General features: G+C 54.1%; 19 protein-coding genes and 2 pseudogenes. 11 read left to right on the top strand and 10 right to left on the bottom strand.

All coding sequences use genetic code 11. The annotated features are described in order from the left end of the window. The first annotated feature begins 968 nt into the window (after positions 1–968). The 3 genes from PPA02S_RS09615 to PPA02S_RS23485 all read left to right on the top strand — a co-directional run bounded on the left by PPA02S_RS09615 (position 969) and on the right by PPA02S_RS23485 (position 3209). Positions 969–2024 (top strand): AAA family ATPase, encoded by a 1056-nt coding sequence (locus tag PPA02S_RS09615; RefSeq protein WP_154660072.1) that lies wholly within the window; start codon positions 969–971, stop codon positions 2022–2024. Further along, positions 2024–2935 (top strand): HNH endonuclease family protein, encoded by a 912-nt coding sequence (locus tag PPA02S_RS09610; RefSeq protein ID WP_028633712.1) that lies wholly within the window; start codon positions 2024–2026, stop codon positions 2933–2935. Before PPA02S_RS09615 ends, PPA02S_RS09610 begins: the two co-directional genes overlap by 1 nt. A 193-nt stretch (positions 2936–3128) precedes the next feature. Beyond that, entirely contained in the window at positions 3129–3209 is an 81-nt protein-coding gene (locus PPA02S_RS23485; RefSeq protein WP_080667853.1) for an SEC-C metal-binding domain-containing protein, read from the top strand. A gap of 94 nt (positions 3210–3303) precedes the next feature. On the opposite strand, the gene PPA02S_RS09605 is transcribed toward PPA02S_RS23485, so the two are convergent. Next, on the bottom strand, positions 3304–3672 hold the full coding sequence (locus PPA02S_RS09605; RefSeq protein ID WP_033728037.1) for a helix-turn-helix domain-containing protein: 369 nt from the start codon (positions 3670–3672) through the stop codon (positions 3304–3306). Between the two features lie 363 nt (positions 3673–4035). Between PPA02S_RS09605 and PPA02S_RS09600 the strand changes: the two genes are divergently transcribed. The 6 genes from PPA02S_RS09600 (at position 4036) to PPA02S_RS23015 (ending at position 12350) form a co-directional block, all read left to right on the top strand. Further along, positions 4036–5754 (top strand): ATP-dependent nuclease, encoded by a 1719-nt coding sequence (locus PPA02S_RS09600; RefSeq protein WP_028633713.1) that lies wholly within the window; start codon positions 4036–4038, stop codon positions 5752–5754. After that, the gene (locus PPA02S_RS09595) at positions 5741–7114 is read left to right on the top strand and encodes a UvrD-helicase domain-containing protein (RefSeq protein WP_028633714.1); all 1374 of its coding nucleotides are present in this window, start codon (positions 5741–5743) and stop codon (positions 7112–7114) included. Before PPA02S_RS09600 ends, PPA02S_RS09595 begins: the two co-directional genes overlap by 14 nt. Before the next feature lie 157 nt (positions 7115–7271). After that, positions 7272–8933 (top strand): RNA-directed DNA polymerase, encoded by a 1662-nt coding sequence (locus PPA02S_RS09590; RefSeq protein ID WP_050577097.1) that lies wholly within the window; start codon positions 7272–7274, stop codon positions 8931–8933. A 1018-nt stretch (positions 8934–9951) separates the two neighbouring features. Further along, entirely contained in the window at positions 9952–10311 is a 360-nt protein-coding gene (tnpB, locus tag PPA02S_RS09585; RefSeq protein ID WP_042141549.1) for an IS66 family insertion sequence element accessory protein TnpB, read from the top strand. Between the two features lie 18 nt (positions 10312–10329). Then, complete coding sequence (gene tnpC, locus PPA02S_RS09580) at positions 10330–11862, top strand: IS66 family transposase (RefSeq protein ID WP_042141547.1); 1533 nt, start codon at positions 10330–10332, stop codon at positions 11860–11862. Between the two features lie 32 nt (positions 11863–11894). Then, positions 11895–12350 (top strand): HEPN domain-containing protein, encoded by a 456-nt coding sequence (locus PPA02S_RS23015; protein WP_154660094.1) that lies wholly within the window; start codon positions 11895–11897, stop codon positions 12348–12350. A gap of 165 nt (positions 12351–12515) precedes the next feature. Here PPA02S_RS23015 and PPA02S_RS22600 read toward each other — a convergent pair whose 3' ends face one another. Then, entirely contained in the window at positions 12516–14147 is a 1632-nt protein-coding gene (locus tag PPA02S_RS22600; protein WP_080667893.1) for a Shedu anti-phage system protein SduA domain-containing protein, read from the bottom strand. 670 nt (positions 14148–14817) lie between these two features. Between PPA02S_RS22600 and PPA02S_RS09570 the strand changes: the two are divergent. Next, positions 14818–15819 (top strand): annotated as a pseudogene (locus tag PPA02S_RS09570) (IS5 family transposase). Positions 15820–15967: 148 nt separating this feature from the next. Here the strand turns inward: PPA02S_RS09570 and PPA02S_RS09565 are convergent. The 7 genes and pseudogenes from PPA02S_RS09565 to PPA02S_RS09535 form a co-directional block, all read right to left on the bottom strand. Further along, a complete protein-coding gene (locus PPA02S_RS09565; protein ID WP_028634810.1) occupies positions 15968–16207 on the bottom strand; it encodes a Rieske (2Fe-2S) protein in 240 nt (79 codons plus the stop codon). After that, positions 16200–17045, bottom strand: coding sequence for an iron-containing redox enzyme family protein (locus PPA02S_RS09560; protein ID WP_028634811.1), 846 nt, complete (start codon positions 17043–17045; stop codon positions 16200–16202). Before PPA02S_RS09560 ends, PPA02S_RS09565 begins: the two co-directional genes overlap by 8 nt. Next, entirely contained in the window at positions 17042–17842 is an 801-nt protein-coding gene (locus PPA02S_RS09555) for a dihydrodipicolinate synthase family protein (protein WP_028634812.1), read from the bottom strand. Before PPA02S_RS09555 ends, PPA02S_RS09560 begins: the two co-directional genes overlap by 4 nt. Further along, positions 17835–18347, bottom strand: coding sequence for a DUF6190 family protein (locus PPA02S_RS09550; protein ID WP_028634813.1), 513 nt, complete (start codon positions 18345–18347; stop codon positions 17835–17837). Before PPA02S_RS09550 ends, PPA02S_RS09555 begins: the two co-directional genes overlap by 8 nt. Further along, a pseudogene (locus PPA02S_RS09545) lies at positions 18340–19534 on the bottom strand (aminotransferase class I/II-fold pyridoxal phosphate-dependent enzyme). Before PPA02S_RS09545 ends, PPA02S_RS09550 begins: the two are co-directional and overlap by 8 nt. A 127-nt stretch (positions 19535–19661) precedes the next feature. Then, complete coding sequence (locus PPA02S_RS09540) at positions 19662–20360, bottom strand: LuxR family transcriptional regulator (protein ID WP_236403161.1); 699 nt, start codon at positions 20358–20360, stop codon at positions 19662–19664. Positions 20361–20395: 35 nt separating this feature from the next. Further along, positions 20396–21028 carry a glutathione S-transferase family protein gene (locus tag PPA02S_RS09535; protein WP_028634815.1) on the bottom strand — a complete coding sequence of 211 codons (633 nt, stop codon included), beginning with the start codon at positions 21026–21028 and terminating at the stop codon, positions 20396–20398. Positions 21029–21113: 85 nt separating this feature from the next. Here PPA02S_RS09535 and PPA02S_RS09530 point away from each other — a divergent pair, with 85 nt between their 5' ends. Beyond that, positions 21114–22187: a transketolase-like TK C-terminal-containing protein gene (locus tag PPA02S_RS09530; protein WP_028634816.1), complete on the top strand. Its 1074-nt coding sequence runs from the start codon at positions 21114–21116 to the stop codon at positions 22185–22187. Here the strand turns inward: PPA02S_RS09530 and PPA02S_RS09525 are convergent. Continuing rightward, positions 22172–22636 carry a MarR family winged helix-turn-helix transcriptional regulator gene (locus tag PPA02S_RS09525; protein WP_028634817.1) on the bottom strand — a complete coding sequence of 155 codons (465 nt, stop codon included), beginning with the start codon at positions 22634–22636 and terminating at the stop codon, positions 22172–22174. The genes PPA02S_RS09530 and PPA02S_RS09525 overlap by 16 nt on opposite strands. Positions 22637–22733: the final 97 nt, after the last annotated feature.

Here is a 22733-nt window from a genome sequence, read left to right as displayed (position 1 = left end):
CAGCTGCCTGACCTAACGATCATGCCCGACACTCCGCGGGCGAGCCTCAGGTGATGACCGGGTGTACGGAGCGAAAGCACTCAGAGCAACCTTGTTGCCGGACATTCATCGCTTTGCACGTCTGTTTCTCGTCCCTACAGGCCTCAAGAACTGCAGTCATCAAAATCAGGTGTGAGCGATCTCAAGAGAGCTGTGTAGCACTATTCCTATCTTGCCAGGCTCGCTTCGGGAACTGGGTTGATCGTAAGGTTGACCATCTGGCGCAAACTAAAGACGCGTCGCGCCATGGCTTGAGACAACCGCTCGTACCATTTTTCTTATTGAGTTCGAGCCCGATCTGTCGTGGAATTCCGGCGATCTATTTCTCGTTATCAAATCGCTCCCCTCACTTCTTTCAGTTGGCTGCGACCAAAATCTAATGGTGATGGCTTTTTGCTGGCTAGGTGAGTTAAATTTATGATCTTCATGGCCTAGCAGTCGCATGATGCAGTGCTAGTCGCGATCATGGTTAGCGGAGTAATGGGGGAAATAGTGCTTATATCATCAATTCTTGTCGACGATCGCCTCATTAAGCTGAATCAAGAGCTTGAAGGTGTTCCGAATATTTTTGACATCGACTCCGTTTCGCTGGTTATCGGTAATAATGGATCTGGTAAAACATGTTATCTAAACAAAATATTGGATAAGTTTACACCTAGGGCAAAAAATGATCGTTTTTCTTGCGATATAGAAATGAGCCATGGCAGGAGGATGGGGTTTCACGAAATGCGTGCTGAATGGGGTGCTGTTTATTACTCTCCGATACCCTATGGTCGTCGTATCCACTCGACAAAAAATCTAATTGATGCATCGCCCAATTGGTCTAAACCGCTGTCCATCTTCGATTTGAAAGCGCATGAAGATATTCTCCAGGAATTCAAGATTTCTCCAAAAGTTTATGCTCGGAGAGAGGTTGAGGTTCGAAAGATTTGTCGGGTGATTATAGATATTTTGTTGTTGATTCTTTTCCACACGTTGATGAAATGTTTAAGGATAGTATCGCAACTGAGCTCCTGGACTTTCTTACTGTTACGAAAGGGGGTGTTATTGAGGAACTGACCAGTCGGGAGCTAAGCCAAAAGGAAAATACTGAAAAAAAATTAATCGAATCGGCAGCGGCTAGGTTTTATCACGCGCTAATGGACGTTGTAGGTAGCGAGTTGGAGGGGTTTTGTATATTTGCTGTTCTTGGGCGCTACGTTGATAACGGTATCAAGGGTGCGGAGGTTACTAAGACTGTCGTTGATCATGTATTTAGTCATCGATATCCGTTGTTGGACTATGTGCCCAGCAGAGTAGCCTCTAAGGCTTTCGATGAAATTGAAAATTTGATTCGGTTTGCCAAATCCCATACCCATGTACTGAAAATGGGTATCAGAGGTTTTATAGAGGCGGAGCTGGATCCGTATGATAGCGAGCCACTCAAAACATGGCGAGTTGAGCATTTGCTCGAAGTTGGTTTTCAAAATATGAGTTCAGGGCAGTTGGCTATTCTTGCTCAGTTATCACTGATTTCCGATGCTATCAAAACGTTCAGCGAGCGCGACGTTAAGAAAGTGTTGCTCCTGGTTGACGAGGGTGATGCGTTTCTCCATCTGGAATGGCAGAGAATGTATATCGGTCACCTGAATCGAATGCTTGCGAGGCTCAAGAGAGAGCACGCAATGGAGTCAATACAGTTGATCTTGGCGACTCACTCACCACTTTTGGCCACTGATGTGCCCAAAGAATTTATCTGCAGGATGGAGGGTAAAGGGGATGAAATTGCCCCAAGTGCCTTTGCGGCTCCGTTGCATGAGCTATTAAGCCAGTCATTTGGTGCAAAAACAGTGGGGGACTTCGCTTCAAAAAAGATTAATGAAGTCGTCATTAACTCGAAACAAGGTAGGGTGTCAGCTATCGATGAATTTGTCATTTCAAGTATTGATAACCCCATCATAAAAGCAGAGGTGCTGCGGCGAGTTCGGGGTGAGGGTGGCTATTGATGATTTTGTCAATTATTGAAAATTGGTCTGAAGCGGAAACTCAGCATAAGCACTACTTGAGTGATTTGCTGAAGAAATATTACGAGGCTACTCATGATTTCATAGGGCCACAAAGTGTTGCTAAGGTGGCTGCATACTACTTTGTCCAGCAGATAGAGCCTTTGGTTCTGTCCCATGATCGCAAGAGTTTCCTGTTAAGTATCGATCTTTATAATAAAGCCAAAGCCGTTTTTGGCAAGAATGGTGCGCAGTTTGCTGACGCGGTTGAGGAGGTGTTCAACTACAAACGGTTCACAGCTAAAGGCTCGGGATGGAACGCTTACGCTCTGTGCAGAAAATCCAAGGCACGAATTTGTCCTTATTGCAATCATGCATATGCATTCACCGTGCAGAGTGATAGTGGCGATTTTCGCCCCACGCTTGACCATTTCTACTATAAGGATATGTATCCACATTTAGCGCTCTCGCTTTACAATTTGGTGCCTAGCTGCTCCTCTTGTAATTCGAGTTTGAAAGGCCAAAAAGATTTTTTCAAGGAGTCTCATTTAAATCCGCTCTTTGATGAGGAGAACATACAATTTTATCTTACTGCAGACGGAGCACCCTCAGAGCTTGGTGAGGCGATACAGAGTCGGCGTGATGATGTGGTAGTTAAAGCAAAGGCTATTAGAGTCTGCCCTGACTCCGAAAGCTCGCTACACACTTTTGTAATCAATGAGCGGTATGAGACGTTGAGTGTCGAGGCGATTGAATTCTATCTGGCTAAGAAGAATTATGATGAGGCAATTCTTAATACTCAGCTCAACTTTTTACTGGATGAGACGACTTTGCTCAGATTTGATCGGGCCGGCTATAGCAAGTATGTGTTGGGTAAAATGTATGCAGATATTTATGACGCATTAAGCAGTTGATGAGATTGGCGATAGCTCGCAGTGAGCAGATTCCGATCAAGTGCTTCGGGGCGCGCCATGCGCGTCTCCAGAGTTATGAGTTGCTCTATGGCTGTAAGGTTTATGGGATGCAAAGTGCGTAGTTCATGGACAAGTTGACGCAAGGCATAAGCCTATCCGCATGAACGCTGCGATGAAGATCTTGGACTGAGGCGTGAAAAGCGTGGACGCGGGACGTATTGACGCGTGCCCATGTGCTAGCGGGACAACACACAAGAAATGCTGCCGGTCTTAAGCCTTTGTGTTTGCTCGGCTCTATTCTTCTTTCGCTTGTGGGGCGAGCGAGCAGGGTGCCCTGTGCCTTCAGGTGTTGGAAAGCCGATCTCTGATTACAGGGCATGCGAAGCATCGGAGGTCTGGAGTGTGCGGGGCATACGCACTGCAGTGCCCTGCATTGCCTGATCCAGTCCTGGTGTATCACCATCGCAGTTCAAGCTTTCAATCTCCAAACGCAAGTGGTCGATGAGCTCGACTGCAGGTTTGCCAGACTCCAGACTCAAGGTGAGTTTCAACATCGTCAATGGGCTCAGCTCCAGCCGTTGGCTGACCAACTCGAGCTTGTCCAGCGTAATGCTGCATTGACCCCCTTCAAGCTTGCTCAGGTACGTGCGACTCGTGTCGCCAAAGTCGCGCTGGGAGATGTTTCGCTTGCTTCGAAGCGTCCTGAGTACGGTGGCGAACGACGACTTCAGTGACATGGACGGTTCCTCCATCTGTGCGTGTCTTCAGTGACCTTCACGTTGAACCCACCGCGCTAGAGCCATTTTCACTCTATCAACGGCAGCCCCATGTGGCGAGCCGGATAGGTAGGATAGGCCGGTTTCTGTTTATACATACAGTATATCGCGGGTGGCTCTTGAGGAGAACATTTGTACTCAGTGCAGTGACGGCGTGGCGAATGACTAAAGTGAGAACGTTGAAAACCGCTTTGGGTTTTTTCATGGACGTGGTACGCAAGTAACGTAGATGCTCCCTAAAACCGGATGGACGGGTCTGTGCGTTTTGCATCCAAAGGGTGAGCGGCTACGCTTGATCGCACAGAGCCATCAGTCAGGTGCGTAATGCGGATTGAGCGTTTGTCAGTTAGATACTTTCGTGGCATCAAAACGCTGGAATGGTCGCTAAAAGGGCAACCCATTTGTTGCCTGATCGGCGCAGGTGACAGTGCCAAGACCACAGTTCTGGATGCAGCAGAAGCGGCTTTATCGCCACGCTGGATCACCTTCAACGAAGCGGATTTTCATGAAGTTGACACGAGCCAGGAGATTCTCATTGAGGTCACCATCGGCGAGCTTTCCAACACGCTGCTCGCCGATGGCCGCTTCGGCTTGTACCTCCGAGGTCTCGCTGAAGACGGGAGCATCAATGACGAACCAGAAGATAGTGATCAACCAGTCTTGACGGTTCGACTTTCTGTCGATGCAACGATGGAGCCCGTCTGGTCGCTGGTTTGTGATCGATACGCCGAACCTCGAATCCTGTCTAACAGGGACAGGGGCATGTTCTGTCTGGTTCGCCTGGCCGGAGACGAAGCAAGGCACCTCACCTGGACGCAGGGCTCCGTGCTTTCGAAGATCACAGGAGCCAACGATGAAACGGCCCAGCTGCTTGCTCAGGCATATCGTACCGCCCGGACAAGCGCCAATTTGAAGTCTGTCGCTGAGCTGTCTATGGCTGCTGGTGCAGCCGAAAAAGCCGCCCGCAAGCTCGGTGCGTACGTGAGTTCTGAGTATGGCCCTGATCTGGAGCTGGGCCGAGGTAGATTCAACGCGGGCGCCATTGCGCTGCATGATGGCCTAGTACCGCTTCGCCTTGCAGGCCTGGGTACGCGAAGGTTGGCCACGCTGGCGGTTCAGCGTTCTGCCATCAGTGAGGGCGCCATTGTCCTGGTGGATGAGCTCGAGCAGGGGCTCGAGCCGCATCGGGTCATGGGGGCGATGGCTCAGCTTCGAAAGTGGCAGGCTGAAGCCGAGAAAGACAATCTCCCGAGAGGTCAGATTCTGATGACGACCCATTCTGATGTCGTGATCGGAGAGCTACCACCTCCTGCACTCTTCGTGATGCATCGAAAAGACCAGTCCCTGTCCGGGATCAAGCAAGCGTGCGCGGGCGGAGACCTGTCTCGCATCATGAAGCATGCGCCCCGCGCCTTGTTTGCACGTCGGATTCTGGTTTGCGAAGGTGCCACGGAGCTAGGATTGATGCTCGGATTGCGCCAAACCTACGCGGGCAGGCATGACAATGTGCCGATCGAGCAGCTGGGCGGCGCTATTATCAATGGACAAGGTGCAGCTGCTCCTCCCTTGGCAGCAGCGTTGGCATGGCTGGGCTATCAGGTTGCGTTGTTCAGAGACTCGGACAGACCTCTGGATCAGAAGTGGGCCGGCTATCTCTCCAAGTACCAAGTGCCTGTTCTTGAGTACATGAATGCAATGAATACCGAGCAGGCGGTATTCCTGTCGGCACCGGACGCTAGCGTTGAAGATCTGTTGACCGTTGTGAAGGAAGGCATCAGTGAGGCGACCCTGCTGGATCACCTTCGTGGGGCGTTTCCTCGCACACCGGTAGAAGAAGACTTCAGTGAGTGGGGCCCGCCGCTCAACGCTATAGCTCACAGGCTAGCGCTGGCTAACCTGGCGATCAAAATGAAGTGGTTCAAGAACGAGGAGCGTGGCCGAGCTATTGCACCTGCTGTTTTGAACATCATCCAAGAGAACGCAGCTTCAGCGCTGGCCCAGTGTCTACTCAACATCGAGCAGTGGTTCTATGTCGACGCCTGAAGCCATTCTCTCGTTGAGCCGCAGAGCCGTTATCGCCCCCGCCGGTCATGGCAAGACTGAACTGATCGCCAAGGCCGCCGCCATGGGGCAGCGGACATTGGTGCTGACTCACACCCACGCGGGTGTTCATGCCATAAGGGCGAGACTCAACCGGCTTGTTGTTCTTGACCGGGATGTCTCGGTAGACACGATTGCTTCTTGGGCGTGCCGCTACGTTCAAGCGTTCCCGCGCCGCGCGAATCAACCGCCACTCAACCCCCGGGGGCGTGACTGGGATGCTGTCTATCTGGGTGCGTTATCACTGCTCAGCAGTCCGATTGTGCAGCAAGTGATCCGGGCCTCCTATGATCGGATCCTCATCGATGAATACCAAGACTGCGAACAGTATCAGCATGCGATTGCGATGCAGCTGTCATGCATCGTGCCCACCGTGATCTTCGGCGATCCGATGCAGGGCATTTTTGAATTCGTGCCTTCCAGGATCAGTTGGGCCAACAGTGTTGCGAATAGCTTCAGCCACGCCTACGAACTTCAGGTTCCCCATCGCTGGGCAAGCAGCAATCCAGATTTGGGCGATTGGATCGCGCAGACCCGGCAGAAACTTATGAATGGGCAGCCCATCGACCTACGCGATGGCCCGCTGACCTATGTGGCGACCAACAACCCGTTCGACATGAGCCTGTTCTTCGACGGTATGGAGGGACGCGCAGGATCGACAGCGGCGATCTATTGCTGGCGCAGAACCTGCAACGAGCTCGCCAAGGTGACGCGGGGTGCCTATCAGTCGATCGAGGAAATCGCAGCCCAGCGCTTGATTGAGTTCGCCCAGGCGTGGGATGAGGCGCAAGCCAATCCGCACCTGCGTGGTCAGGCCCTGAGAACGCTGTTGGAGGATGTCATGACGCATGCGTCCGCGACTTCGGTGACCGACGACGCCGCGCTTCCTGCTGCGTGGTGCCACTTCTGCCAGACAGGAATGGCATGTGATGCGCTGGAGGTGATCAAATTGGAGCGAGCGCAAGAGACTGCCCGGGCTTTTAGGGGGGAGCTGCTTGGCGACGCTCGGCGGGCCATCGGCGATGTGGCTGCCGGGCGGCAAAGCAGCATGGTCGCAGCGTGCGAGGCAGTCAGGCACCGGTTGAGCATCGTGGGTCGAGCGCCGGTTGCCCGGACGATATCGACACCATTGTTGCTCAAAGGGCTGGAGTTCGATCACGTACTCATTCCGGATGCCAGTCACTTCGTCAAACAACAGTTCGCCGCCGCGAAGCTATTCTACGTCGCCATCTCGCGGGCGAAGCATTCCCTGACGATCTCCTCACCAAGCCCGATCCTTCAGTTCCCTCTGCCTAATTTGTAGCTTGGTGAGGCTTGTTAGCTGGCTGTGCTGATCGGTTTACCAAGGGGGGGTAGGGTCGGGGGTTGTGGGATGCTGGCAATTTGCCGATCATGACTGCCACCGCCATGAGGGCTGGATGCTGGTGGTTTAACGAGAACAGGGCTCGGGAGTAGGGTGATTGGAGATTTTGAAAGGCTTGCTGGGCAAGGGCTTCTTCCCAGTTCAACTACCACCTGGGTTTAACTCGGAGTCCTTCGCAGAAGCGCTTGCGAAATACTCCACAACTTGGAATGTGCATAGGTCACCCAAGACCTTGCTCGAAAAATACTCTGTAGCACGTTCGTCCTACTATCGGCGCCCTGTGCGTATCGCTAATCCAGCTTCCTATTACTACTTGGCTAGTCAAATTGCTGAGCATTGGAGCAAAATCGAAAGGCACTACAAGCGCAGCAAGATTTCCCTCAGTCGACCTACGGTTGAGCCTAAACTACGGGCCATCAATATCAGCAAGTTTAGTGAGCTGTACGAGGAAAAAGTCAAGAAATCAAGCGGCTATCGCTTTGTCTTGATCACTGATATTTCCAGTTTCTTTCCCAGTATTTATACGCACACGATTCCTTGGGCTCTGCATGGTAAAGAAGTCGTCAAGAAAGAGCGTGGCCAAAAGTATTTTGGTAATATCCTAGATAGCCGATGTGCTGATATACAGGACGGCCAGACCATAGGTTTGCCGATTGGCCCTGATGCATCGCACATCGTTGCTGAGATAATCGGAGTCGCTATTGATCTAGAGCTGAAAGCCATGATGAAAAAATGGCCGAGCGGCTTCCGGTACGTTGATGATTATTTCCTGTTTTTCGAAAGTCGTGAGGAAGCGGAGAAGTGCTTAGCCCAGCTGGCAAAATGCATCACCAATTATGAACTTCAGATGAATCCTGCCAAAACCCGCATCGTTGAAGTGAAGGAATTGGTGGAGGAGACGTGGAAGTACTCCCTCAAATCATTGACAGTATCCAGCCAAACGCGTCGACAGAGAAACGATATCCACAATTTCTTTGAGAATCTGTTTTCTCTGGAAAAAAGGTACTCCGATGAAAGTCTCATAAAATATGGTTTGAAGCAGTTGTCTTCTGTAATCATTAAGAAGTCTAACTGGGAGATTTACGAAGCGTACTTATTGAAGTGCGGATTCAGCTATCCCAACACTTTACAGGTCATCTGCCAAATTTTGGCGACCTACCAACGCTACGAGTATCCGCTGAATGTGGAAGCCATTGGACGTTTCTGTAACACCTCGATCAAAAGCCACGCAGTTGCTGACCATCATGGCGAGGTTTCCTGGCTTCTTTGGATTTGCAAGGAGCTGTCGATTGTGGTCAAGGCCGACGCTGTTAGAGAGTTGCAAAAGATGGACAACTCCGTTTGCACGTTGATTGCACTTGATTTGCACAATTCAGGCCTGTTGGCAGCTGGATTCAAGCCCGCGTACCTAGAGAAATTTGCCAAGAAGGAAGCACTGCTTTCTACTAGCTGGTTGCTGGCATTTGAAGGGGGGAGGCGAAGTTGGCTTGGAAATACTAACCACTCCTACATCAAACAGGAAACTCATTTTACTGCGTTGCTTCGGCATAACGTGTTTTTCTATAATCCAGATCTGAGATGCTCGCCAATCTTTACGTTCAAAGATGAAGATCATGTCGATCTGAGTATTTTTGACTTGGACGCTGGTATTGAAGGCAGCTTTGATTTCGACGAAATGGATGAGGAATATTTTGATAGCTCAACAGCGTCTGGTTCTGATGAAGAGGATATCGACCTTTCAGACCTGGATTTACTCTAGGGGACTTAGCGTCTAGAGGGTATGTAAGCGCAGTGGTCGACGCCCTGTTCTGCATGGAAGTATGAGCCGCAAACGAAAGTACCACAAGCTGAATGTCGGGAGGGACTGAATTTGGGGGCGGCATGAATTACCCACATCTTGTTTTTCGTATCACCAGTTTAAAGCGGCCTCACCCTGGAACAATGGTCAGCCCGGAGCATGCACCCTTTAAGTGGACAGGGAGCGTAGCCAGCTCTGCGCAAGGACTGGTTATTAGCGGCTTAAGCATCGAGACTCAAGGCGTCTGAGATGCTTCTGGTGTACGCCGACGTTAAAGTCACATCAGATGAATATGTGGACTACCGCAACCACGTGAACGGGCTCGCAAGGCCTCAGGTGGCAATAGTTTCCGGTAGGGGAGTGGCTGTTGAGCCGCGGGGGACATCTACCACACCCATGGCGAGCGCAGCCGATGACTGGCTGGAATGGGCCGGGTTGGAACCTATCCCTGACAGCTACCGTCCGTGCCAGTTGGGGACGGGATCGATTCGATATTCTTACGCACACTGGTGGTCAGTAGCTCAAGTCTTAGATGGAGCGCTGGTTCATGCTAGCCATCACCACCCTGCGTAATGAGTTACGAGCAGTCCCCACTCCCTTATCGCATTGCCATCGGCTCGCAAAACTTCAAGGGCTTCAACTGCAGAAATCTTGGTCGGGCAGCCACCTATCAGGTAAAAATCGTCCTTTCCTGGCGAATATAGGTGAAGCAGCGTCAGTACCATCACACGCTGCAAATCAGTCATTTTTCTGTACGCACGGCGCATCGCTTTTAGCCCTTAAGGGTCAGGCTCTGACCGATCATGATCAAAGCCGCAAGGACGCATGCTGTGATGACTACCTCCCTGGATCCCCCACGGCCTACTTTGAGTGAAGCAGGCATCCAGTTCGTATGTAAGCGCTCCATGAACCCCACATTCAAAGCGCTTACCTGATCCCCGATGCTGTGCTCCCGCTTTCTTTCTGGAGCTCGCTCACCATGATGCGACCCGACGCCAAAGTCGAAAAAGTTTACCTCTATCCCAAGCCCGTCGACTTCCGAAAGTCCATCGATGGCCTGGCCGCGCTGGTCGAGCTCGATATCAAAGTGGTGGTGTTCGACCCGGTGCTTTTCGTCTTCCTCAACAAGCCGCGCAACCGCGTGAAGATCTTGTACTGGGAACGCAACGGCTTCTGCCTCTGGCTCAAACGCTTGGAGTCCGAACGTTTCAAAACCTCGCCCGATGTCACTGACGAAGTCATTGTCCTGACCGTCCAGGAACTGAACTGGCTACTCGACGGCTTCGACCTCTGGCGCAACCGTCCGCATCAGGTTTTGACGCCTCGATACGTCGCCTGATTCGGTATAATCCGCGGCATGATATCCATGCCCGAAACCCTCCCTGACGATCCTGATCTGCTCAAGCAATTGCTCGAGCAGATGATCAGCGAGCGCGCATCGGACAAGGGCAAGATCGTTCATCTCGAAGAGGAAGTTGCGCTGTTGCGTCAGCGCTTGTTCGGGCGCAAGACCGAGCAGACAGGCGATGCGGCGACGCCACAGTTGCCGCTCTTCGACGAAGCGGAAAGCCTGGCAGAAACCTTGGATGAAGCTGACGACGAAGAAGTCGTTGCGCCGACCAAGCGCCGTGGCAAACGCAAGCCGCTGCCGGCTGATTTGCTGCGTATCGAAGTTGTCCACGAACTGCCCGAGCATGAACTGACTTGCGCTTGTGGCTGCCGCAAACATGCCATTGGTGAAGAGGTCAGCGAACAGCTTGAAATCGTCCCGATGCAGATTCGCGTCATCAAACATGTTCGCAAGGTGTATGGCTGCCGCGACTGCGAGTCAGCGCCCGTAACGGCGGACAAGCCTGCCCAAGTGATTGAGAAAAGTATGGCTAGCCCTAGTGTGCTGGCCATGCTGCTGACCACCAAATACGCAGATGGCCTACCGCTTCATCGCTTCGAAAAAGTGTTGGGGCGTCACGGTATCGATATCCCGCGCCAAACCCTGGCACGCTGGGTGATTCAATGCAGCGAGCACTTCCAACCGCTGCTGAATCTGATACGCGAAAGCCTGTTGAGCGGTCGGATCATCCACTGTGATGAAACACGTGTGCAGGTGTTGAAGGAGCCTGGCCGTGAGCCCAGTAGCCAATCCTGGATGTGGGTACAAACCGGCGGCCCACCTGATCGGCCAGTGATCCTTTTCGACTACGCCACCAGCCGAGCGCAGGAGGTGCCGACGCGCCTGCTGGATGGCTACCGCGGCTATGTCATGACCGACGACTACGCCGGTTACAACGCGCTGGCTGCACAGGACGGCGTGGAGCGGTTGGGCTGCTGGGCGCACGCACGCCGCAAGTTCGTCGAAGCGCAGAAAGTGCAGCCCAAGGGTAAAACCGGGCGCGCAGACATCGACCTGAATTTGATCAACAAGCTGTATGGCATCGAGCGCGACCTTAAGGACGGCAGCGATGAAGATCGTAAGGCTGCCCGAATGGAGCGCAGCCTGCCATTGCTGGCTCAGCTGAAAAGCTGGGTAGAGAAAACGCAACCTCAAGTCACGACGCAGAATGCTTTGGGCAAGGTCATCGCCTACTTGGCCAACAACTGGAGCAAGTTGAAGCGTTACGTCGAGCACGGCTACTTGCCGATCGACAACAACGCAGCCGAGCGTGCGATCCGCCCGTTTGTCATCGGCAGAAAGAACTGGTTGTCCAGTGACACGCCCAGAGGTGCCACTGCCAGCGCACAACTTTACAGCCTGGTAGAGACGGCCAAAGCCAACGGCCAAGAGCCCTATGCGTGGCTGCGCCACGCACTGGAGCGCCTGCCGCAGGCGTGCTCAGTGGAAGACTACGAAGCGCTGCTACATTGGAATTGCACACCTCAAATACACAGCTAGGTGCTCTGCCCAGTATTGGTTAGGTAGGGTTCATGGAGCGCTTACCAAATATTTATGCTGCCCTGTGGTTGCAGAAAGAAGGCTTTCTCGCTTCTTTCTTACAAAAGCTCCTCAATACGATGACTCTTGGGACTCCACCCAAAAAACAGGGAGCAGGAAAGTTTGATGTGCTAACAGATTTTACTGGCACGATGAAAACGTGGCTTGGAAGTCCCATAGATCATTTAATAGATTTTAATGCATTGGTAATGACGCATTCCAATGTTAATAAAAGCGTCGCAGAATTGAATGCCAGGATCATTGGTTTGGATATTTCTAACGTAAGTCTTGGCCGGCTTGATAGCTTGTTGGAGCAGCGTAATAGCATTGCCCATGGCGGGCTAATAACATATCCGACAAAAATCAGTGTGGAAAATACGCTTGATTATTCTCGTAGGGTAATCACAGAGTTCCACGAGGCTGTTATAAAGTGGCTAAATTCTAATTAATCACTTGAACGCTTTCTGGTTTGGAATATTCACCGGGTCTGATGCTTTGATTTTGAGGCGGAATTTTCCTTCACCGATTAATGATGGGAAATTATCCAGTGTCCACTTACGGCTATAAGCGGCAATGGACACTGGATTTTGGTAGGGCATTATAAATGGCTGACATTACAAGATTGATATTAATCTCATCATCTGTTCTAGCAGGTCATCGTAAGTTATGATTTTGACGATGCGATTAGTGTTAATTACGCGTAACGTTTCTTTTTGACTGACGGTTAAGTTTTTTGAACGGCCAATCACTACTGCGCCTTCGACCACATATTCTCGCTTAAGCCAGTCTGGAATGTTATTTTTTCCAGATCTAATTTCGCCTATCCAATCCTCAACTTGTTGGCTTGCGTGGGTCACTTTGCTGCGCAAGCGATTATCTTTTGTGAAAATCTGATCTACATGCCTTTCCAGCTCAACTAATAAAACTCGCCTATGTGACTGCTCATACTGCAAAACCATATCTGCCCTGAAGTTTCCTATAGGGACTTCCATGTGCATTCGCCCAAAATGAGAGTCAAATATCTCGGGATTATGCTTGATGAAATTGTGTAGATCTTTTTCAGGAGTCGAATCACGCCCTAAAAGACGGCAAAAATTTGTAAATTTCCTTTTCATCTGCGCGCGTGAATTAGACGTTGGCATCAACGAAGACAATCTCTCGTCTAACATATGATCCTTAGATAAACTATCTTGCGGCAGTTTTTTTGGTGCTCTATCAACGATTACCGGTGGAATAAGCTCCCCACGCCCCCTCTTCAGAATTTTAATGTCTGATTCATTAAAGTTTCCTATCACCACCGCTTTAACTGAATCGATTTTCAGAGCTCTATATGCACAGTAGGCCAGATAGTCGTCATCCATTATAAGTTGACCATTTTTCTCGTACAGCAGGATTTCGGCAAGTGGTGCGCCCCACTCTGCGATTCTGCGCATGAAATCCTGTATGTCAGCTTCAGGAATATTTAGTGCATAATCTATATCGCGCGGTTTAATACGGTTGATTGGCGCGCTAATACGTGTGCAAGTAACTTTTCCTTGGATTGCTTTGCAAATAAGCTGAACCAGATATTCGTTATCTTTTGGTTTTATAGATCGAGTGTCAACTACCGCTTTGTTATCGATTCTCGGGTGTCTGTAATTGCTGTAGGCAGCTAGGCATTTAAAAATTAATTCGATATAATTATTTGCACTGAGCGTTTTTTTGCTGGTGTGAGCCCAGCCATCGTTTTGCATTAAAGAAACAAAGGGCTCAGGGTCTGTTTCTTTTATGCGAAACTCCGATCTAGAAACTCTTTCATAACCACCACACAGATTAAAGCCTGTCACAGAATAGACTCTCCCACCTCCTTCGAGAGCTTCTCTTTGAAATAAGAAACCTACATGTTCACTTTCGTAATCGGTTGATACGAAAAAAAATTCGGGAATCGGATAGTGTTCTAATGCGTAGAGCTGTTCAAAGGCAGCTTTAATTGTTGGTAATTCATTTGAGGGAGATACATAATCTTCTTTTAAATATAAAACTGCCTGGCAGATATCCCCAGAGTAGGCGCTCTCCTGGTATTTTTTTAATATCCACTCGGAAATTTCTTTGCTAGTTCCTACTCGTTTTTCGCCAAAGGTGATCTCCAACATCATTTCTTGTCGCAATTTGTTCAGTAGAGATCTTCCCTCTCTCTCTTCATTTGATATTCCGTTCTCTTTGTTAACGCTAGGGAGGGTTTCGGAGTTGGGGTCTTTCACGTCCATGAACAGGGGTCCGATGCAGTTATTGCCGAAGGTAGCTAAGAGCCTATCAATTCTGACGCGACTCTGTCTATCAGCCCTGATCGTGTTGACGAATAAATGGCAACACAGCGGAAGAAATGCTGATAACTAAAGTTCATTGCTGAGGACCTAATGGCTAAGTTTTTAATGGTTTTCTCGAGCTTTCATTCTTTGATTGAATGATCTGCTTTTGTTGTAGAAAGATTTTTTGAGTCTTGGCTTTATTAACTGTCTGGCTTTGTATTGAGTTTATACTTTGTTAGTTTCTCTAGTGGTCTTAATGATTAATTTGCTTAAGGCTCTATGTGGCAGTGTCAGCGATGTCATTAAGTTAATGAACTGCTAGTCAGGCCACTTTTATGTGTTTTCTGCGAGCTGTAATTTCTCCGTTTGGTAGTAACATCGGATTCGGACTGCGGGTCGGGGCAGATTCACTTGATTGACCCGCCTATGCTGTAAGTGGTGTACGCTGGCCTCAAGATAACGTCGATGGCCGCTGCCGAGTGGTAGTGGCTACCAAATTCCAAGCGCTGCTATGCGGGTATCACGCACCCTGTATCGCCTAGGGATTCTCCGATCAAGTCAGCAAAGGCCTCCTGACCTGTGCTGAAATAGCCCTCCGTCCAACTGCCCTCTACAAGCCCGCCATCCCATGAGTCAGATGAGCTTTTCCGATCTCGAGTACGCTGGTAAGCGCAAGCAAACCCGCCGCGAGCGTTTCCTGGCCGAGATGGAGCAGGTGGTTCCGTGGAGCGGTTTGGTGGCGTTAATTGAGCCGCACTACCCAAAGGCCGGCGGTGGTCGCAAGCCGTATCCCCTGGAAACCATGCTGCGCATTCACCTGCTGCAGAACTGGTTCTCGTTGAGCGACCCTGCCATGGAAGAGGCGCTGTACGAGATCACTTCGATGCGCCAGTTTGCTCGGCTGACGCTCAGCGCTCCGATCCCCGAAGACACAACCATCATGAATTTCCGGCACCTGCTGGAGAAGCATCAGTTGGCGGCGGGCATTCTGGAAACCATCAACCATTACCTGCGAGACAAAGGCCTGTTGTTGCGCCAGGGCACCATTGTCGATGCCACCATCATTCACGCGCCCAGTTCGACCAAGAACAGGGACGGCAAGCGCGATCCCGAGATGCATCAGACGAAGAAAGGCAACCAGTACTTCTTTGGCATGAAGGCGCATATCGGTGCCGATGCTAAATCGGGCCTGGTGCACCACGTCCACGTCCACGTCCACGTCCACGGCACAGCGGCGAATGTGGCTGATGTAACGGAGGTCGCTCACCTGCTGCATGGCGACGAAAATGTTATCTGTGCCGATGCGGGTTATACCGGCGTAGAGAAGCGACCGGAGCATGAAGGGCGGCCGGTGATCTGGCAGGTCGCAGCCCGCCGCAGTACCTACAAGCACTTGAGCAGACGCAGCGTGCTCTACAAAGCCAGACTCAAGATCGAGAAGGTCAAAGCGCAGACGCGAGCGAAAGTCGAACATCCATTTCGTGTGATCAAGCGTTAGTTCGGCTATGTGAAAACCCGCTTCCGTGGCTTGGCCAAGAACTCGGCGCAACTGACCACGCTGTTTGCCCTGTCGAATCTGTGGATGGTGCGCCGGCAATTATTGCCTGCTGCGGGAGAGGTGCGCCCGTGAGGGCAGAAAACCAAGGCTATGCCTTGGTTTTCCAATAATCTGCGGCTGAAAAACGGTTCTTTCAGCATTCCCAAGCCGCCATTTCCGGCTGATGGGCAACTTGTTCGGAGTTTCCTTAAGTCGAGTGGCTGCTGCTGCGGCTCAGGGATTAAGTGAGCTTCCGGCAGGCGAGGCTGCCGCAGTGCGGGCCGCTCAACTGTTCGCCTGTTTCCAGGCTGAACACCGAGAAGTGCAGGGGGCACATGATGGTGCGACGGTCATGATTGACCATGCCATGCTCCAGCCAGCCTTGCCTGTGCGGGCACAGGCTCGGCACCTCGTAGGTCTGGTCACCTACCTGCACGGTGAAGGTGGCTGGCCGCAGGGTGACGTCCGCCTCTTCAAGCATGCGCCACCTCCTTGCCCGCCTTGGAGGCTTGAGCTTTGTACACCGCCTCATCGAACGCGGTATTGGTGATCAGGCGGCCCATACAGATGCCTTGCCACGCCTTGACGTAGTCGAGTGCGCGATCATTATCCATCGCCTTGAGCAGCCGTTGCCCTTCCAGGGCATGGAAAGCGTCAATGTGTACGTGTTCGGTGTAGTAGGTATGGGCCTTGATGCTCAGCCGCTCGCACAGCGCCGTGTAGCAGCCAAAGAAGAAGGGCACCACGGTCTCGAAGTACGTGATCACCCCGGCAAAATACGACGGATCATCGGCCCGCATGGTCAACCAGCAGAACATGTTGGGGAACGAGCAGCCGGCCTCACCGTTTGCCTTGATGTTGCTCTCAAGGTCTGTTGGCATGCCCAGTTCGTCGAGCAGCACCTTGTACAGCGTGGTGTGGGAGCGCTTGATGTTACCGGAGCCGAACTCGTCGATCATCATGCGCAGCATGGGCATCTGGGCCTCCAGGCTCAAGCGTGGCATCAGGTGGTAGAACACCTGTGCCTCGGTCAGGCCATCGAGGGCAAACTCCTGTACCAGGATCTTGAACTCGTCGAGGTCCATGTCCTGCGCCACGTAGCGTGCCGTGGGCGGTTCGTCGGCCTTGTCCTGCTCCACCAGCGCGGCCAGCATCTTGCGCAGCTCGGCAAAGCTTGCGGGCTGTTCTGGCGTCTGGCTTTCACGGATCGCATTGTCGATCCAGGCGCGCTCGAACTGCACCAGGTCGGCCGGCAGAGGTACCATCCGCTCGATCAGCGCCCGGTTGGCGCGAAACAGTGCTTTTTGAGAGGTTTTCATCGTTCTCGCTCCTGTACGGTCAGGGCAGTACCGATCACCCCCCTGCCGACCAATTCGCGTTTCACATGGGCATACCAGTCTTCCTCGCCCAACCCGTAACGCTTATCCAGTACTTCCACCAGCCCGGCGATCGCTGGCTGGTGGGACTCAGCGGCGATGCGACACAGCGTGGGCTCGATGTTCGCCAGCGAGACCACGTTGCCATCGCTCACCAAGGTGCCCGCCAGCTGGTGCTCCCAGCCGATGAAGTAGTCGATGCCTTCGCTACGCAGCCGATCCACCTGTGCCTGGCTCGGCGGCTGGGTGGGGGAATCCTTCAGCCCCGTGACACGCGGCAGCCGCGCGATCTGGAGCAGGGTCTCGAATGACTTTTCGTTCCCCGACAGTGCCGCCTCGTTGTAGATCAGCAGCTCCAGCGGGACCTGTTCATGAATGCGATGGTAATGCGACAGCAGTTGATCCTGATGCAGTTGCCCACCGAAAGGGGAGGTGACCATGATGGCCTTGGCCCCCAACCGCTCGGCCAGGGCAGCGCGCTGGATCACCGCTTCAGTGCTGGGCAGTTCGATACCGGCCACCACACGATGGCTGTCACCCGCGAACTCCAGCGTGTAGCGCAGCATGTCTGCCCACTGCTGCTCGGACAGCTTCCACCCTTCGCCTGAGGTCAGGCAGGCAATGAAGCCGCTGACCACGCCTGCGCAGCTGTGTATCAATTGCTGAACGCTTTGCCGGCACACGGCCCCCTGCGCATCAAGGGGCGTGACCAGCGGTACCAACACCTGATGCTTAGACATGCGCGAAGTCCTCCGGCGCGACGCTCAGCGCCAGCGATGCCTGGTAGAGGGCCTGCAGCGCCCCATGGAACGACCCAGGTACCGCCGTTTCGCGGAAGCTGGCCAGAAACGGTCGCAAGGCGATGCATTGGTGGTAGTCGCGGTCGTGGGTGTAGAACGGCACTTCTGATTCGAGCACCTGCGCCGCCTGCAGCCGCTTTTCAGGGGCAAGCCCGGACAGCTCGGCGCTGCTGGCCGCCATTTCGATCACCCGATCGCTGTAACCGCCGCGCTGGATTGCCATTTCCGAATGCAGCACATCCATGAAGGGGTAGTAGACATCCTGTAGTTCACGCGCCTTCTTCCAGATGATGGCGTCGCAGATGCCGATTTGGCTGAAACTCATGCTCACCTGGTCGCTGAACCGCTCGGTGAAGAAATTGAGCGACTGGTTGCGAATGGCCGCATCGGTGTGGTGCATGCCCATGAACACGGTGGCATCGATGATGGGCAGGTGCTTAGGCATTGTAGGCCTCCAGGGCATGGCGGATCACCTGCATGGCTGCTTCGAAGGCACCCGGGTCGCGGGCCAGGGCCAGGCGTACATAATGGCGGCCCTGTTCCGGGTTGCTCCAGAAGAAGTAGCGGCCGGGCAGCACGTAGGCCTGGTGGTCCAGCAGGTAGGCCTGCAAGTCGTCGCCGGACAGGTCCTTGTCCAGAATCTCGAACCAGGCCACGCTGGTTTCGATCGCAGGCTCCACATACCGCAGCAAAGTACCGTCAAGATACTCACGTGCCACCTTGCGGTTGGTTTGCAGCACATCGCGCACCGAGGCGAAACCGTCGGCCTCGCTGTCCTGGATGTACTCGGTGACCACCTGCAGAATGAACGGGGAAACGTTGAGCAACACGCTGGTGACGATGCTGTAGATCTCAGGGTTCAGGCGAGTGCTGCTCATCAGCGTGGCACACTTGGTGTCCTGCAGCGGCCAGGTCTTGCCAGTGTCTTCCATCACCAGGTAGTCGGTACCCACTTCGTCCAGGATCGCGTACGCGTCGACGCGGTCACGGTGGCCCACCTTACATGAACGATGCGAAACAGAAGTCCAGAATGAGGATCTTCTGGTGATCGCGGCAGTAGCGCGCCACTTCGATGAAGGTTTCCGGCCCGTCGGCGAACATCGAGCTGCCGGTCGGGTTGTTCGGGTCTACCAGGAAAATCGCATCGAGCTTGGCCGCATGCTTCTCGAGCAACTGATACACCTGGGTGGGGTCCGCCAGAATGGCTTCGGGCAGGGGCGTCATCGGCACTTCCATGTGCTTGAGCAAGTCGTGCAGGTTGTCGAAGCAGGGTTCGATGAGGCCCACACTCAGGTTGTGCTTGCGCAGGTAGGTCGCGGTGATGTGCATGGCGATCGACGCGGCATACACCAGGTAGATCTCATCGCTGCGCTTGAGCGCGTGATGCTGGCCATGGAATTGATAAAACGCCTTGATAAAGGCTTGTTCGCTTTCGTACTGGGTCAGGCTTTGCGCACGGTTCCACAGCTGTGGCAGCTTTCGAACGATGGCCGCCTGGCTCGCACTTTGGTGTTGGTGCGTGTGAGCATCAGCAAGATTGTGGCGCGTCTTGAGCGCCGAGATCTCGTGTTGCGTGATGTCCTCCAAGGCACGGCTGGTGGAGGCGGGGGCGGGCAGGACTGACAGGTTCATGGTGATTCCCTTCTTCTTGTTGGGTTGACCAGTAGTGCTGCTCAATCATTGTGGTTTCCGCGCCCCTTGATAACTGTACCTAGGTACAGGCCGGGCTGTCGGGCAGGCTGGGTGGGTCGCGCTGCCGTCAGGCAATACCTAGACGCGATGCTTCGAACACTGCCTGCTTGGCGGTTTGAACGTCGAGTTTGCGCACCACATTGGCCATGTGGAACTTCACCGTCCGCTCGCGTATATCGCAGATGCAGGCGATCTCGCTGTAGGACTTGCCCATGGCGACCCAGCCGAGGATCGTTTGCTCGCGCAGTGTGAGCGCCTGATCGATGCTCGATACATTGCTCGTGCTGACGTTGAGCGAGCTGTGGAAAGCCACCAAAGCCAGTTGCAGGGTGCCCTTGATCGCATCGATCCTGGCATGGAAGTCTGGGCTGTGTTCGCGGTTGAACAGGTTCAGCAGGCCCATTCTGTGTTGCGGGTCATGCACCACGAAGGTGTAGCCGTCGTCCAGGGAGAACTGGCGCATCAGCGCTTCGAACTCGCCTTGCCCGGCAATCGGTTTGCGCTGGAAGGCTTCGATCCACGAATAGGGCGCCACGCTTTCCACGCCGTGGGCGACTACCGGGTCAACGCGGTATAGCGCCTTGCTGCAGTACTCCTGTTGCCAGGCCAGCGGGTAGCTGGAGAGAAACGTCGACAAGCCAAGCGTGCGCTTGTCGATGATGGTGTAGGTGAAGGGGCAGTCAATTTCGCAGGGCAGCAATTCGATCAGGTTGGCCAGGTTGGGGTCCTGGCCAGGCCTGATGGGAAGGTGAGCGTTGATATTCATGATCAACATCTTCTTTATATCAGGCGGGAAAGTGTTCAGGCGTTGGCGCGGGATTTCTTCAGGCCCTGGCGCACGGCAGGGCGCTGTTCCAGTTGGTCGAGCCATGCCTTCACCGCGGGAAAGGCGCCGATGTCCAGGCCCAGCTCCTCATAGGTGCGCAGCCAGGTGAACAGCGCGATGTCGGCAATGGTGTAGCGGTCTCCCGCAATGAATGGGCGCTTGCTCAGTTCGCCCTCCACCACCCCGTACAGGCGCAAGGACTCGCGGGTATAGCGCTCCAGCGCCTGGGCATTTTTGACATCGGTGCCGTGCCTGAACCACCACAGTTGCCCCAGCATCGGGCCGATGCTAGCGATTTGAAAGCTCAGCCATTGCTGGATCAGCAGCTTGTCCACGCCCTGTTCACCGCCCAGTTGCCCCTGTTGCTCGGCGAGGTAGGTGAGGATTACCGCTGACTCGAACAAGGTGCGCCCCTGTGCGGTATCGACCAGCACGGGGATCTTGCCGTTAGGGTTGAGCTTCACGAAGTCGGGCTGCTTCTGGTCGCCCTTGCCCAGGTCGAGGTCGGTCTGCTCGTAGTCGAGCCCCAGTTCTTCCAGAGCGATCGAGATTTTCTGGCCGTTTGGGGTGTCGGCGGTGTACAGGCGCAGCGATGCAGACGTAGCCATAGGATCCTTCCTTTGTGGTTGCATTTGCAATCAGTCTGCATTATCCCTATTGCAGATCGCAAGACCTGCATGAGGAGTTTCAAGGATGGACCACCTGCGCCTACAGCACACCCCCAATACCATGTCGGCCGCTCAAGCCTGCATCGCCGAGATCGAGCGGGGGTACCGGGACAAGGCGGGCACTCACGGCTCGCCGCTGTTCACGGTCTTTGATTTGCTCAAGCGACTGCAGGGCAGTGCCACGACCAGTGGGCAGTTCTGGATGATCAACGACCGCGCCACCGACCCCCAGGGCGGTACGGCGATCAGCGCATGGCCCTTGTGGTTCAGCGAGCAGTCGCGCCGCGACGAGCGCCCGCTTTTCTACATGACCCAGGCACCGACGTCGGCCGAGGTGTCCATGCTGACTGCCCAGACGGCTGAACGCGGGATCATCCTCAATGATATCGAGTCCTCACCGTCGCGCTGGGCGAAGGGCGCGCATCCCTGGCTGCCTCTGTGGCTGGCGTCCAACCGCAGGTGCACGCCGTTCGACCCGGCCTGCGGGGATGAGGCCAAGGCGATTCTGGTCGGTGCACTGCACGAGCTGTATCTGGAAGGCGCGCCAGGCTTCTGCTACATGACGTTGCACGATATCCCTGGCGAAGGGCTGGCCTGCGACCGTTCGGCCGCGCACCTGGGCATGTACCGCCTGACGTCGGCATCTGAGGGGGCCGTGGCACAGGTGCGCTTGCTGGGAGCAGGGCTGATGCTGCGCGAGGTGCGCGCGGCGGCGGCTTTGCTGCACGGGGAGTGGGGGCTTGATGCAGAGGTCTGGAGTTGCCCCAGCTACACACGGCTGGCACGTGATGCCGAGCGGCAGGCCCGGTCCAGGCGCCTGCAGCGCGCCGAGCCGCCTGTCAGTTGCCACCTGCAACAGTGCCTGGGTACCAGTGAGGTGCCGGTGGTGGCGGTCACGGGTTATGCCGAGTTCGTCGCAGCGCAGCTCGGGGCCTATGTCGCGGCGCCCTTCACGGCATTGGGTGCCGATAGCCTGGACCCTAACCAGCACCTCGATCGCCACTGGATCGTGGTCACGGTGCTGCGCGCCTTGGCCGAGCGTGGCGAAGTGGGCACTGCAAGTGTGAGCGAGGCGCTGTCGCGCTACCGCTTGGCCTGACCGGGGGTTGGCGACAGGCGAGCGTTACCGCTCGCCTGCTCCAATGCACTGGCGAAGACGCGCTGTTGTTCCTCGTCGAATGCCACCAGAAACAGCTCTTCGACGGAGTGCTTGTACACCGCCCACATCCGTTTGCGCAGGTCCCGGCCGCTGTCTGTGATACGGGCAATTGCACCGCGTCCGTCCTCGGCCGCTTTCTCCCGGGCCACGTAGCCTTCCTTCTCCAAGCGGTCGACCAGGCGGGTCAGGTTGTAGCGTTCGATGGCCATGACGTCGGCCAGCTCGTGCATGCGCCGCGCGCCCTCTTCGCCGCTTTCGATCCCCCACAAGGCGTCGTACCACGCGTAGGGCGGCAGCCCCTGTTCGGCCAGGCGCCGCTCGATTTCCCGGATGAGGCAGCGGTGCGCACGGATGAAGCTGTACCAGAGGTCTGGCGTCGGGATGGTCATGGGTTCTTCCAGGTCAGGGCTGTTCATTGCAGTTGCAATCATACAGACATTGACGATAGATTTAATTGCAAGTGCAACTAAGGGTTGGTTGAACAAC

This window comes from Pseudomonas parafulva NBRC 16636 = DSM 17004 (assembly GCF_000730645.1).
Lineage (GTDB): Bacteria > Pseudomonadota > Gammaproteobacteria > Pseudomonadales > Pseudomonadaceae > Aquipseudomonas > Aquipseudomonas parafulva.
Note: the sequence above shows the minus strand (reverse complement) of the source record. Positions and strands in the feature narration are given on the sequence as shown.